The organism is Allobosea sp. TAB14 (genome assembly GCF_052113865.1).
In the GTDB taxonomy this organism is placed as follows: domain Bacteria; phylum Pseudomonadota; class Alphaproteobacteria; order Rhizobiales; family Beijerinckiaceae; genus Allobosea; species Allobosea spartocytisi.
This window is the reverse complement of sequence record NZ_JBFRDQ010000187.1, coordinates 1-11190: the sequence shown is the minus strand read 5'-3', so window position 1 is coordinate 11190 and position 11190 is coordinate 1. Positions and strand designations below refer to the sequence as shown.

The 11190-nt window shown below is 67.2% G+C and carries 15 protein-coding genes; 8 read left to right on the top strand and 7 right to left on the bottom strand.

Annotated elements, in window-relative coordinates:
* The first annotated feature begins 104 nt into the window (after positions 1 to 104).
* The 3 genes from AB4Y99_RS22525 (at position 105) to AB4Y99_RS22515 (ending at position 3064) form a co-directional block, all read left to right on the top strand.
* A complete protein-coding gene (locus AB4Y99_RS22525) occupies positions 105 to 1097 on the top strand; it encodes a sialic acid TRAP transporter substrate-binding protein SiaP (protein WP_441524897.1) in 993 nt (330 codons plus the stop codon).
* A gap of 171 nt (positions 1098 to 1268) precedes the next feature.
* On the top strand, positions 1269 to 1781 hold the full coding sequence (locus AB4Y99_RS22520) for a TRAP transporter small permease (protein WP_441524896.1): 513 nt from the start codon (positions 1269 to 1271) through the stop codon (positions 1779 to 1781).
* Positions 1778 to 3064, top strand: coding sequence for a TRAP transporter large permease (locus AB4Y99_RS22515; RefSeq protein ID WP_441524895.1), 1287 nt, complete (start codon positions 1778 to 1780; stop codon positions 3062 to 3064). The genes AB4Y99_RS22520 and AB4Y99_RS22515 overlap by 4 nt, the downstream gene beginning before the upstream one ends.
* Before the next feature lie 15 nt (positions 3065 to 3079).
* Here AB4Y99_RS22515 and AB4Y99_RS22510 read toward each other — a convergent pair whose 3' ends face one another.
* From AB4Y99_RS22510 to ftsE, 5 genes are all read right to left on the bottom strand, one after another.
* Positions 3080 to 3493, bottom strand: coding sequence for a hypothetical protein (locus tag AB4Y99_RS22510; RefSeq protein WP_133560612.1), 414 nt, complete (start codon positions 3491 to 3493; stop codon positions 3080 to 3082).
* Positions 3494 to 3588: 95 nt separating this feature from the next.
* A complete protein-coding gene (locus tag AB4Y99_RS22505; RefSeq protein WP_038363582.1) occupies positions 3589 to 4350 on the bottom strand; it encodes a lysophospholipid acyltransferase family protein in 762 nt (253 codons plus the stop codon).
* 148 nt (positions 4351 to 4498) lie between these two features.
* On the bottom strand, positions 4499 to 5293 hold the full coding sequence (locus tag AB4Y99_RS22500; RefSeq protein WP_112763624.1) for a YdcF family protein: 795 nt from the start codon (positions 5291 to 5293) through the stop codon (positions 4499 to 4501).
* A gap of 67 nt (positions 5294 to 5360) precedes the next feature.
* A complete protein-coding gene (locus tag AB4Y99_RS22495; protein WP_142022110.1) occupies positions 5361 to 6326 on the bottom strand; it encodes a cell division protein FtsX in 966 nt (321 codons plus the stop codon).
* Positions 6313 to 6972 carry a cell division ATP-binding protein FtsE gene (gene ftsE / locus AB4Y99_RS22490; RefSeq protein ID WP_038363585.1) on the bottom strand — a complete coding sequence of 220 codons (660 nt, stop codon included), beginning with the start codon at positions 6970 to 6972 and terminating at the stop codon, positions 6313 to 6315. Before ftsE ends, AB4Y99_RS22495 begins: the two co-directional genes overlap by 14 nt.
* A gap of 149 nt (positions 6973 to 7121) precedes the next feature.
* On the opposite strand from ftsE, the gene AB4Y99_RS22485 reads away from it, so the two are divergent.
* The 4 genes from AB4Y99_RS22485 (at position 7122) to AB4Y99_RS22470 (ending at position 8805) form a co-directional block, all read left to right on the top strand.
* Positions 7122 to 7553: a zinc-ribbon domain-containing protein gene (locus AB4Y99_RS22485; protein ID WP_441524894.1), complete on the top strand. Its 432-nt coding sequence runs from the start codon at positions 7122 to 7124 to the stop codon at positions 7551 to 7553.
* 53 nt (positions 7554 to 7606) lie between these two features.
* On the top strand, positions 7607 to 7732 hold the full coding sequence (locus tag AB4Y99_RS22480; protein WP_441524893.1) for a hypothetical protein: 126 nt from the start codon (positions 7607 to 7609) through the stop codon (positions 7730 to 7732).
* A gap of 131 nt (positions 7733 to 7863) precedes the next feature.
* Positions 7864 to 8421, top strand: coding sequence for a hypoxanthine phosphoribosyltransferase (gene hpt, locus AB4Y99_RS22475; protein WP_038363587.1), 558 nt, complete (start codon positions 7864 to 7866; stop codon positions 8419 to 8421).
* A 9-nt stretch (positions 8422 to 8430) separates the two neighbouring features.
* A complete protein-coding gene (locus AB4Y99_RS22470) occupies positions 8431 to 8805 on the top strand; it encodes a response regulator (protein ID WP_441524892.1) in 375 nt (124 codons plus the stop codon).
* 21 nt (positions 8806 to 8826) lie between these two features.
* On the opposite strand, the gene AB4Y99_RS22465 is transcribed toward AB4Y99_RS22470, so the two are convergent.
* Positions 8827 to 9333, bottom strand: coding sequence for an Lrp/AsnC family transcriptional regulator (locus AB4Y99_RS22465; RefSeq protein WP_441524891.1), 507 nt, complete (start codon positions 9331 to 9333; stop codon positions 8827 to 8829).
* Between the two features lie 135 nt (positions 9334 to 9468).
* Here AB4Y99_RS22465 and AB4Y99_RS22460 point away from each other — a divergent pair, with 135 nt between their 5' ends.
* Positions 9469 to 10623: a trans-sulfuration enzyme family protein gene (locus AB4Y99_RS22460; RefSeq protein WP_441524890.1), complete on the top strand. Its 1155-nt coding sequence runs from the start codon at positions 9469 to 9471 to the stop codon at positions 10621 to 10623.
* Between the two features lie 120 nt (positions 10624 to 10743).
* On the opposite strand, the gene AB4Y99_RS22455 is transcribed toward AB4Y99_RS22460, so the two are convergent.
* On the bottom strand, positions 10744 to 11190 hold a 447-nt coding region (locus AB4Y99_RS22455; RefSeq protein ID WP_441524889.1), incomplete at its 5' end, for a glycoside hydrolase family 19 protein.

The window sequence follows — 11190 nt, the reverse complement described above, 5'->3', positions numbered from 1 at the left end:
GGCGATGGCCACCCATATCGGCAACGCCCGGACGCGGGCGATGCAATACTGAGAGCGAAGACCATAACGAGCCGGAACACCGGCCGCCTCCGGAGGAAACAGAGATGATCAAGCAGAGCAGACGCGATTTCCTGGCCGCCGCTGCCGCGGGCTCGGCAGCCATCGCCGCCCCCTCGATCCTGCGGGCGCAGGCCCTCGTCCTGCGCTGGGCCGACGGCCAGCCGGCGACCCACCCCTCGCCGCAGAGCGCGGTGAAGGCCGGCGCCGAGATCAAGGAAAAGACCGGCGGGCGCATCGATGTCCAGTCCTTCCCGAACGGGCAGCTCGGCTCCTCGCGGGACATGGTCGAGTCGGTCGCATCGGGCGCGCTGACCATGGTGACGGAAGGCGCGGCGCAGCTCGGCCAGTTCGTGCCGCAGCTCTCGATCATCGAGGCGCCTTATATCTGGAAGGACGCGGCGCATATGACGCGGGCGCTGAAATCCCCGCTGATCGACGAGCTCAACGCGGCGCTGGTCGCCAAGCGCGGCATGCGCATGATCGGCGTCAATTATTACGGCGTGCGCCACCTCACCAGCGGCAAGAAGCCGATCAACTCGGTCGAGGACATGAAGGGCTTCAAGCTGCGCGTGCCGGAGGTCGACACCTTCCGCGCCATGGCCGAGGCCTGGGGCGCACGGCCGACGCCGCTGAACTTCTCCGAGCTCTACCTCGCGCTGTCGCAGGGCGCGGTCGACGGGCAGGAGAACCCGCTCCCGACCATCGCCTCGGCCAAGTTGGCGGAGGTGCAGAAATATCTCGTGCTGACGGCGCACATCATCACGCCGCGCCTCGTGATCGTGAACGAGGCCGCCTGGCAGAAGATCCCGCAGGCCGATCGCGCCGTCATCGTCGCCGCCGTCGACAAAGCCGCGGCCTGGCAGGACAACGAGATCCTGGAGCAGGAGAAGAGCCTGGCTGAGAGCCTCGGCAAGCAGGGCATGACGGTGACGACGCCGGACAACGAGGCCTTCCGCAAGCCGGTGCTGGCAACGGTCCCGGCCAAGTTCGAGAGCAAATGGGGCAAGGGCCTCTGGGACCGCATCCAGGCGCTGTGACCTTTCCCTGTGCTCAGCCCTCATCCTGAGGAGCCGCGAAGCGGCGTCTCGAAGGATGTTCCCGGAGACTCCGGAACCAACTGGACCATCCTTCGAGACGCGCTCCTTAGGAGCGCTCCTCAGGACGAGGGCTGAGCTCGGGCTTCCAGGTATCGAGAAAAGGCAATCCGCATGACGCTCTGGCCCAGGCTGTTCGACCGGGTGATGGAGGTGATCGCCGCGCTTCTCCTCGTCGCGCTCTTGGTCACGGTGTCGCTCGGCATCGTCACCCGCGCCGTCGGCGAGCCGCTGATCTGGACCGACGAGGTCTCGCGTTTCCTGATGCTGTGGGTCGCGGTCGTGGGCTGGATCCTTGCCAGCCGGCGGCGCGCCCATATCCGCATCCGCTTCTTCCACGACATGCTGCCGGCGCGGGGATGGCGCTCGGCGGAAGCGCTCATGCAGCTCGCCATGGTCGTCTTCGGCGGCCTGACCGTCTGGTATTCCATCCATCTCGTGCAGGCCAATTACGATCTCGAGGCGACGACCGTGCCGCTCTCTATGGGCCTGCTCTACGCGCCGATGGTGCTGGCTGGGATCGTAACCATGCTGCAGGGCCTCGCCGAATTCGTCGGCAACCTCATGAACTGGCGGACCTCTCCCTATGAGCCGGTCGCGGCGACGCTGCAGGAGCCGGCCGAATGAGCGCGCTGATCTTCAAGATCTCGGCCGTCTGGCTGCTCTCGATCCTGGCGGGCTTCCCGCTCTTCGCCTCGATGGGGCTCGCGGCCTTCGCCTTCGTGCTGATCGGCGAACTCTCGGCCTCGATCGTGCCGCAGAAGATGGCGCAGGCGATGAACTCCTTCCCGATCGTCGCGGCGCCGCTCTTCATCCTGATGGGCAACATCCTCGCGGCGGCGCGCATCACCGACCGCATCGTCGCTTTCGCGACCTCGGTGATCGGCTGGCTGCGCGGCGGTTATGCCCATGCCTCGATCCTGACCAGCATGATCTTCGCCGGCATGGTCGGCTCGGCGGTGGCGGATGCGGCGGGTTCGGGCGCCATCGAGATCCGCGCCATGCAGAAAGCCGGCTACCGGCCGGAGACGGCGGCGGCGATCACCGCCGCGGCGGCGACGATCGGGCCGATCATCCCGCCTTCGCTGCCGATGGTGATCTACGGCGTCACGGCGGATGTCTCGATCGGGCGGCTGTTCATCGGCGGCGTCATCCCCGGCATCCTGATGGGCTTGTCGCTGATGGTGATGGTGATGTTCATCGCCAAGCGACAGGGCTTCCGGAAGGAAGGGTTCAAGGGTTTCCGCGAGATCGGCCGCAGCTTCCTGAACGGCTTCTTCGCGCTGATGACGCCGCCGATCATCCTGGGCGGCATGTTCTCGGGCCTCGTCACGCCGACGGAAGCGGCGGCCGTCGCCTGCCTCTACGCGCTCTTCCTCGGCTTCTTCGTCTACCGAACGCTGGAGGTGAAGCAGCTCTGGCCGATCCTGATCGACACGGTCGAGACGATGGGGCTCGTCGCCGTGCTGGTGATGGCCGCGGGCGCTCTCGGCTGGTGCATGTCGATCTCGCGCGTGCCGCAGACGCTGACGCCGCTGATCGTCGAGACGATCGCGCATCCGCTCGTCTTCCTGCTGGTCTGCAACCTCATCCTGCTCGTCGTCGGCTGCTTCATGGAGGCGTTGGCGGCGATGCTGATCCTGATCCCGATCCTGGTGCCGGCGGCGAACAGCTTCGGCATCGACCCGGTTCAGTTCGGCATCATCATGATCCTGAACCTGATCCTGGGGACGATCCACCYGCCGATCGGCGTCGTACTCTTCGTGGTGACGCGCATCGCCAACGTCTCCTTCGAGGCGATGTCGAAGGCGATCCTGCCCTGGCTCGTGCCGCTGCTGGTGGTGCTGGCCGCGATCACGCTCTGGCCGCCGCTGACGACCTGGCTGCCGAACCACATCATGGGGCCGTGAGGTCGGGCCGATGCGCTAGCCCGCCGTTTCCGCCTGGGGCATCAGGTCGAGCAGGGCCGCGCGGCGGCTGGCGCCGTCCTCCGCGAGGAGATGGACGTGGATCTCCTTCGCGCCAGCCTCGGAGACGGCGCGCTGCCAGCGTGCCAGCGCGGCCTCGACGCCGAAGGGACCGGAATCGCGGGCCGCGATGATCTGCCGTTCGGCCGAGACGGCGAGCAGCACCGCATCGGTGAAGCTCAGGGGGTGGGTGTCGTCGGCGGCGAAGACCGAGGCGACATAGCGCCGGCCCGAGCGGCCGCGCCAGGCGGTGAAGCGACGCTCGCTCAGCGCAGCCGTGCTGCGCAACGGCATCTCGCGGGCCACTGTCTCCGGCGCCGGGGCCGGTTCATCGAACAGGTCCGGGGTGAAGCGATAGGCGAGGGCAGCCATATTCGTTCCTCCTGCAATAGGAACAAAATGGGAACGCTTCGGGGATAAGTCAACCGGGCCCGGTTCGGGCGAGGCGATGCTGCTGTCAGGATATGTCAGGAGTTCGCGAGCGGATCCAGGCCGCGGGCGGCCAGCTCGGCGCGGCCCTGGGCGAGCAGCCGGTCGCTGGCCGTCTCGATGCGCTCCTGCAATTCGTGCTGGAAGCTCGTCTTGTCGAGGCCAGGCATGATCGGCGGCAGGATCTCCAGCCGGATCGTCCCCGGGCGCCGCAGAAACTGTCGGCGCGGCCAATACAGGCCCGAATTCACCGCGACAGGCAGGCAGGGCACGCCCATCTCGGCATAGAGATGGGCGACGCCGAATTTGTAGGCCGGCGGCGCGCCGGGCGGGCGGCGGGTCCCCTCCGGAAAGATCAGGAGCTGGCGGCCCTTCTGGCCCAGCTCGATCTTGGCGAGGCGCGTGACGTCCTTGAGCGCGCGGGCGCGGGCGCCGCGATCGACCGGGATCATCCTGAGCTTGGCGAGGCACCAGCCGAAGACCGGGATGCGCATCAGTTCCCGCTTCAGGATGAAGACCGGGTCCGGAAAGAGGGTGAAGAGGGTAAAGGTCTCCCAGAAGGACTGGTGCTTGGCGGCGACCATCAACCCGCCTTCGGGAATGTTCTCGCGCCCGATGATCTCGTAGCGCGTGCCGGCGACGACGCGCATCAGCCAGAGCGAGCTGTGCGACCAGGCCGCGGCGACGTTCCGAAGCACCGCCTGCGGGAGCAGCAGCGCCGGCAACACCACGAAGATCAGCCAGAGGATGAGATTGGCATAGAACAGGACGTTGAAGGCGAGCGAGCGCAGGATCAGCATGGGCCCGCAATGAGCCCGAGACGCGGCGCCGGTCAAGCGCTTGCGGACTTGGAATTGTCTCGGGCCGTGTCGGAAACACAGTCCTCATCCTGAGGAGCCGCGGAATGGCTCCTCAGGATGAGGACTCAGGAGGCTTTCGAGGAGTCACTCAGCCGTCGCGATGGGTGGCCCCGCGCAGATGCGAGCGCCTTTCGGCCTCCGGGCCCAGGACTTCGGCCGGCTTCGGCGAGACCGGCTTGCGGCCGCCGATGATGACCGAAAGCCGGGAATATTCCGGGTCGTCCTCGACGAAGCTGCGCAGCCGCGCCACGAGATATTTGACGTATTCCGGGGCGAGCAGCCTGATCGTCGACCAGCGGTACCACCAGCCCGCGGTGTCGAGCTGATCGGTGACGACGGGATGGGCGATAAAACGCAGGCCCGGCATGGCATGGGAAAACTCGGCCAAGGTGCGCGGCATGTGATAGTTCGACGTCACCACCAGCAGCGAGCGGAAGCCGTGCCGGCGCACCCAGCGGCGGGTCTCGATCGCGTTGCCGATGGTATTGCGCGCGCGGTAGTCGAGATCGACGCAGCAGGCGAGCAGGTCACGCGATGCCGGGTTGAGCCGGGCGAGCTCCTCGCGGCTGGTCTTCTCGTTGACGCCGCTGATGAGGAGGCGCGCGCCGCGATCGGCTCCGAGCAGGCCGATGGCGTCGCCGATGCGCTGCGAGCCGCCGGTGACGACGACGATCGCATCGGTCTGCGGTGTCGCGACCGGCTCACGGGCCTCGATCCCGGCCGCGAAGCGGGCATAGCCGCAGACGAAAAGGACCGCACCGAGGGTGGTGGTCGCGATGGCCGCGAGCGCCAGGATACGACGACGCGACAGCCCGCCGCGTGAAACGGACGTCACCGTAGCGCCCACCGCGAGATGGTCGTTGCTGCTGCCAATCATGGCCATGGCGCGAACCTAACCGGCCAATCGGGCATAACGGCGGCACGAGGCAAATTGTCGTTGCGCCGCGTCGTCATGCCAGCACCTTCAGGTAGTGGCGCACGGTGAAGCGCGAGACGAGCCCGGCGATGGCGGCGACGACCAGGGCGACGAGCACGACCGCGGCATAGCCGGCCCAGCCGATCTCGAAGGCGCCGAACAGGGCCTGCAATTGCTCCGCCTCCGGCGCGGTCGACCAGAAGGACGAGACGAAGCCCAGAAGCGCGATCGCGACGATGGCGGCGAGGCCGCCCATCGCGCCGCCGCGCAGGCCGAGCCGGATGAAGCGGCTCTGGAACTCGCGCGCGATGAAATCGTCGCCGGCGCCGACGAAATGCAGCACCTCGACGCTTTCGCGGCTGCCCGCCATGGCGCCCCGCGTCGCGAAGGCGACGGCCAGCGCCGCCGCCGTCAGCACGAGCAGCACGATGACGAAGCCGGAGACGATGATCGTRCTCGCCATCGCCGAAAGCCGCCTGATCCAGACCCGGTGATCGTCGAGGATCGCCGTCGACACCTCGTTGCGCAGGGCCGGGCCGAAGCGGGCGATGTCGGGAGAGGCGCCGGGCTTGAGCTTCAGCACGATGAGCCGGGGCACCGGCAATTCGACGAGGTCGAGGCCGGTGCCGAGCCAGGGTTCGAGCAGCTTGTCGGATTCCGCCTTGGGCACGGCACGCACGCTCTCGATGCCGTCGAGCGCCTGGGCCATCGCCACGGCCTTGGCGACGTCTTCCTCGATGTTGCGGCGCGCCTCCGGGCGGATCTGGATGGTCATCTCGTCGGAGACGGCGCCGCGCCACTGGTCGGAGGCGCGCGCGGCGAGCACGGCCGCCCCGGCGCTCAGCGCGGCGAGAAAGGTCAGGATCGCGATCACGGCCATCAGCGCGCGGCCGGCCACCGTGTCGACCGGCACGAGCGGCTGGCCGCGCCGGAGATTGGTCGGCAGGGCCTTCTCCTCGCGTGCCTCGTGGTCGTATTCGATGGCTTCAGGCATCGACATGCAGATGCCCGTCGGCCAGGACGAGACGCGGCGCGTCGTAGATGTCCATGAGGTTGAGGTCGTGGGTCGCGATGATCACGGCGGTGCCGAGCTGCTGCAACTCCATGAACAGGCGCAGCAGGCGGCGGCCGAGGCCGGGATCGACATTGCCGGTCGGCTCGTCGGCCAGGAGCAGCTCGGGCCGCGCGATCAGGGCGCGGGCGATGGCCGCGCGCTGCTTCTCGCCGCCGGAGAGAACCGCCGGCACGGCATGCATGCGCTCGCCGAGGCCGACCCAGCGCAGAAGCTCGACGACCTCGGCGCGATAGCTCGCCTCTTCCTTGCCGAGCACGCGCAGCGGCAGCGCGACATTCTCGTAGACGGTGAGATGGTCGAGCAGGCGGAAATCCTGGAAGACCACGCCCATGCGGCGGCGGAAGGCCGTCAGCGTCGATCCGTCGAGGCGCGAGACATCCTGCCCGAAAAGGTTGACGAGGCCGCGCGTCGGCTTCAGCGCCATCAGGATGAGGCGCATCAGCGTCGTCTTGCCGGCGCCGGACGGCCCGGTCAGATACTGGAACGAGCGCGGCGCAATGCTGAAGTTGATGTCCTTCAGCACCTCCGGGCCCATGCCGTAACGCAGGCCGACATTCTCGAAACGAACCAAGCCGTCTTCCTCGTCCCATAGCGCACGGCCGGCAGAAATCCCGGCCGGCGCAGCAATGCTATATCGTAAGCGGCGGCGCACCGAGCCGCTGCGCACGCGTCAACATGCCCCCAAGATTCTTCACGCGACGTTAACCATAAATCGCGTCAATGAAGCCGGTTGCCTCGGTTGGCCGAAGCAATGCTTCGCCGTGGCTTGCCGCCGGCGAAAGGCCCGGAAAGACTCGGCGCCGACTGCCGGTGCCGTTCATCGCAGGAAACCACGCTGCCTTCATGCTGATCGTCTGTCCCTCCTGCGCCAGTCAGTATGAGCTCGACGCGGCCAAACTGGGGCCGGGCGGGCGCAAGGTGCGCTGCGCTCAATGCAAGACGCTGTGGCATGTCGATGCGGCGAGCGAGATGCCGCCGGCGCCGAGCGTCGAGGAGACGCAGGCCCTGCTGGCCGAGGAGCTGGAGCGAGCAGCCGCGATCGAGGTGGAGATCGCCGCAGTCGTTGCCGAGGACGCCACGGCGGGCGAGGCGGGCGTGCCTGAGGAGGAGCCGCCGCCGGTCGTGCCGCCGGGCCGATCCAGGTTTCGGTAAAGGACGAGGCCGGGCAGACCCTCTATAGCTGGACCACGGAGCCGCCGCGCGGCGTGCTGGAGCCGGCCGAGCTGATGCGCTTCCGCGCAAGGCTGGCGTCCCCGCCGGAAAAGGGGCGCTCGGTGCAGGTGCGCTTCACTTCCACGGCGGGCACGGCCAATATCGCGAGCGCGCATTAATCTTGCAACGATGCCCCCGCCCTGCGGTTTGCGGCGGCCCGAACGTACGATATCAACCCGCCGCGAACGTTCTCGGCGCAAGCCCTGCGCGGGAACCTTCGCGGCCATAAGTCACGAAAGCAGGAGTCATTATGCCGGAACGGCGGATCAGGGTGCTCTATGACGAGGCTGCGATCGCGCAGCGCAATGCGGAGATCGCGCAGGCGGTCGCCGACAGCCAGCCGAAGGACTTGCTCGTCGTCGCCGTCCTCAAGGGCAGCTTCATGTTTGCCGCCGATCTGATCCGCGCCATGCATCGTGTCGGCCTCGCGCCCCAGGTCGAGTTCATCCACCTGTCGAGCTACCGGACGGGGACCGTCTCCACCGGCCAGGTCGAAATCCTGCGCGACGTGCAGAGCGAGGTGCGCGGGCGCGACGTGCTGCTGGTCGACGACATCCTCGAATCCGGCCGCACGCTCGCCTTCGCCAAGGATCTGCTGGCGGCGCGCGGCGCCCGCTCGGTCTCGACCGCCGTGTTGCTGGAGAAGCCGAACAAGCGCGCCGTCAACATCGTGGCTGATCATGTCGGCTTCGAATGTCCGGATTATTTCGTCGTGGGCTACGGCATGGATGTCGCCCATTCCTATCGGCAACTGCCCTTCGTCGGCGTCATCGAAACCGAGGATCAGGCCGGTCTGCCGGGCATCTGAGGAACTGCCATGTCGCGTATTCTGGTCGTCGATGACGAGGAGCCGTTGCGCGCGCTGGTCGCGCGCGGGCTCGGCATGGATGGTCACACCTGCATCACCGCTGCGGACGGAGCCGAGGCGCTCGACATCCTCATCGCCGAGCAGGGCCATTTCGACCTGCTGCTGACCGATATCCGCATGCCGCTGATGGACGGSATYGCGCTSGCGCTYGCCGCCAARCAGSAGTTYCCGGAGCTGACCATCATGCTGATGACCGGCTATGCCGAGCAGCGCGAGCGGGCGAAGAGCCTTGAGGCGATCGTGGAGGAGGTGATGACCAAGCCCTTCACCATCGCCGAGCTGCGCGCCACGGTGCTGAAGGTGATCGAGCGTTCGATCGGGTAGGCGAGCGTCTTAACGACTGTCCTATGAGGTGCGCCTCGGCAGCGGGGAGGCGCGACGTTCCTGTGGGCCTTTCCGCAGCGGGCCGACCACTTCGCGCATGGCGACATAGGTGTAGAAGGACGCGACATTGGGATCGTCGTGGAAGACCTCGCGGGCAAAGGCGGCATAGGCTTCCATGCTCTCCACCTGAAGCTGGAGCACGAAATCGGCGCCTCCGGTCACATAGGATGCCTGCCTGATCTCGGGGCGCGAACCCAGCTTGCGCGCGAATGCGTCGGCGAGCTGCGAGCCCTGCACCAGCGAAACCAGCACATGGATCGTGACGGGCACGCCGAGCACGGCCGGGCTCACGACCGAGACGTCCGCGGTGATGATCTTCTCCGCCCGCAGCCGGCGCAACCGGCGCAGCACGGCGCTTTGCGACAGCCCGACCCGTTCGGCCAGGATGCGCGCCGGGGTCTGGTTGTCGCGCTGCATTTCCTCCAGCAGCGCATGATCGAAGCGGTCGAGATCGGCGATTTTCGTCACAATGGTTCCTCTGGTGGCGAAAATAGTCGCTTGCCGGCGAAAAACGCCAATTAAAATTACGATCGCGCGCTAGAGTGTGGTCAGCCGTCGATATAGGCGAGAGCGCCGCGCAAAGCAGGAAGGCCCGGAGAGACAATGAGCACGAAGAGCTGGAGCCCGCGGAGCCTCACGGCGCAGGCCATGGGAAAGATCGATCCCGTCACCAAGGCTGTGGTGCCGCCGATCCATGTCGCGACGACCTATATCCGCGACGAGGACAACGGCTATTCGACCGGCTTCATCTACGGGCGGCCGGACAATGAGACGACACGCGAGGCCGAAAGCCTGCTCGCGATGCTGGAGGAGGCCAAGGGCGGGGCGCTGCTGTTCGGTTCGGGCTCTGCGGCGGCGACGGCCGTGTTCCTGGCGCTCTCGCCCGGCGACCATGTCGTCGCCTCCAAGGTGATGTACTGGGCGCTGCGCAACTGGCTGATGACCGAGGCGAAGCGCTGGGGCCTGAATGTCGAGTTCGTCGAGACCGACGATCTCGCCGCGCTGAAGGTCGCCGTGAAGCCCGGCGTGACCAAGCTCATCTGGGCCGAGACGCCCTCCAACCCGCTCTGGACSATCACCGACATCGCCGSCGYCGCCGAGATCGCSCAYRMGGCCGGKGCSAAGCTCGCGGTCGATTCGACCTGCGCSTCSCCGGTSCATACSCGGCCGCTGACGCTCGGYGCCGACATCGTCATGCATTCGGCGACGAAGGTGCTGAACGGCCATTCCGATGTCATCGCCGGCGCGCTTTGCGCCCGCGAGGATGATGAATTCTGGAGCCGCATCAAGACGGTGCGGAGGGGGCAGGGCGGCATCCTCGGGCCGTTCGAGGCCTATCTGCTGATGCGCGGCATGCGCACGCTCCATGTCCGGCAGGAGCGCCAGTCGGCTTCGGCCATGGCGCTGGCGCAGCGGCTTTCGGCGCATCCGCTGGTGGCGCGCGTGCTCTATCCCGGCCTGCCGCAGCATCCCGGCCACGACATCGCGGCGCGGCAGATGGAGAACGGCTTCGGCTTCATGCTCTCGGTCCAGGTCACGGGCGGCGAACAGGCGGCGATCAAGACGGCGGCGCATGTCGAGCTCTACAAGCGGGCGACCTCGCTCGGTGGCGTCGAAAGCCTGATCGAGCATCGCGCCTCGATCGAGGGCGCCGGCTCGCCCTGCCCGACGGACCTGCTCAGGCTGTCGACCGGCATCGAGGATGTCGAGGATCTCTACGCCGATTTCGACCAGGCGCTGAAGGCGGGGCACGGTTGAGCGGCTACCGCCTGCCGTCATGGTCGAGCCTGACCCGACCATCTCCGAAACCAGCTTTCTGGTCACGAGATTCTCGGGTCTGCGCTTCGCTTCGCCCGAGAATGACGCGTGCGCAGGGGATCACACCCAAATCCCCTTCGCCTTTTCCAAATAACGCGTTCGTTCCGCCAGCCCGTTGCGGCCGCCGTTGATCAGCTTCGTGACGGCGGCGACGTCGTCGGCGTCAGCGGCGTTGTTGATCGCGCGCTCGCTCCAATAGGCGAAGGCAACGAGGAGCGAGATGTCCGGCTCCTTGGCGCGCTCCGGCTCGGCTTCGAGGTCGATGCCGATGATCTCTCCGAAGCGGCGGTAATTGGCGCGACCGGTGAGCTGGAAGATACCGCGGCCGTGATAGCGGATGCCGTCGCCGGCCTGGGTGTTGCCGAGGTCCTGCCGGCCTTCATAGCGCAGGAAGTAGCTCGCGCCGCCATATTCCTCCAGCGTGCGGAAGCCGTCGGTCTCATGGGCGGCCTGGGCGAGGAAGTGGCAGATCCGCAGCCGCGTCGAGATGTCGTGCTCGTGGGCGAG